At 37.0% G+C, this 1,123-nt stretch carries 2 protein-coding genes; both read right to left on the bottom strand.

The window, feature by feature from the left end:
• Positions 1-541 (bottom strand): hypothetical protein (locus tag BM086_RS20425; protein ID WP_141107811.1); only part of this gene is annotated, 541 nt, incomplete at its 3' end.
• 36 nt (positions 542-577) lie between these two features.
• Positions 578-823 (bottom strand): hypothetical protein, encoded by a 246-nt coding sequence (locus BM086_RS20420; RefSeq protein ID WP_092332365.1) that lies wholly within the window; start codon positions 821-823, stop codon positions 578-580.
• Positions 824-1,123: the final 300 nt, after the last annotated feature.

The raw sequence follows: 1,123 nt of genomic DNA, 5'->3' as shown, positions 1-1,123 counted from the left end.
CCTTTAATTGTTCATCAATATTATCTTTAGGCTCCGTTTCAGGCTTATTTTGGTTCAATGTAAACTGATTACTGTTTACGTATCCATGGTTGTTTGTAGCGTCAAATACATAAACCATCGGAGGTATCTTGTAATTCATAGCCAATTGCTTTTTAACCGCTCCTATAACGTTCTTGTAGTAGTCAATCATATCTCGCCACTCCTTGCCCCTTTGCTGATAACTCCATATTGTTTGCCGGGTTATTCCTAAAAACATAGCCCAGTTTTCAATATCAGGTATCAATTTACGCTCTAGTTCTGGGTTAGCGTTGATGGTGTTTACATACTCAAAATAATCAATTGTCTTGTTTATAAAGCGGTCAAGCCCCTCCGTTGTATATGGATACTCCGCAGGTCTACCCATACGACTATTACTTACATCAATAGCCATATTTAATATTGCGGTCATATCATCGGTTTCAATCCGTTCACACAGCTTTGTACCGCTGCCACTTGTCTTTTTCTTTTTGCCCTCATAGGGTACTAGCTTCTTATCGGTCATTGTTTCCAGTACCTCCCTTTTTTTAGTGTAACGAAACTACTCGCAGGGGTTAGTAAATAACCCTTTTATCAGTTCAAAATCATCATTATCAATGCAGCGTGTTATATGTGGCTTATCAGTGTATTCATGCCCGGTAAACTGTCCGTGTACTACATTTGCAATAGTCCTACCACTAATACCTAATACAAAAGCTATCCCGGTATAGGTGGGCTTATGGTTAGTAGTTCTACATCGTTCAAGGTATCCATTTACTTTTATCCGTAGTGTGGTAGTATCAATCATTTTTTAATACTCCTTAGTCAATAAGTGGTGCTATGTAGTAGCACATACTTATATCTTTTCTTTTCTTTAATTCTTAACTTCTGTATCTATACCTCTATACTTCTAATACTTCTTTACTTCTTTACTTCTGTTTGCTGAGGTTAGCTATACTAACCAATACTAACCAATACTAACCATTGGTTTTTTAGTTAGGTATTTACTGGGTTTAATCAAATAGCTCTGGATCCTTTTTGGGTCTACCTCCCTTTGCTCCGTTCTTAACCCTCAAATCATAATCTTTATAGGATTGGTCTATATCCC

This window comes from Butyrivibrio sp. YAB3001 (genome assembly GCF_900112195.1).
In the GTDB taxonomy this organism is placed as follows: domain Bacteria; phylum Bacillota; class Clostridia; order Lachnospirales; family Lachnospiraceae; genus Butyrivibrio.
The sequence above is the reverse complement of the archived record's forward strand: the minus strand, read 5'-3'. Positions and strand labels throughout refer to the sequence as shown.

Bases quoted from the DNA above. Each gene is read 5' to 3' on its own strand.
- BM086_RS20420 (WP_092332365.1), bottom strand. From the start codon at position 823: ATGATTGATACTACCACACTACGGATAAAAGTAAATGGATACCTTGAA.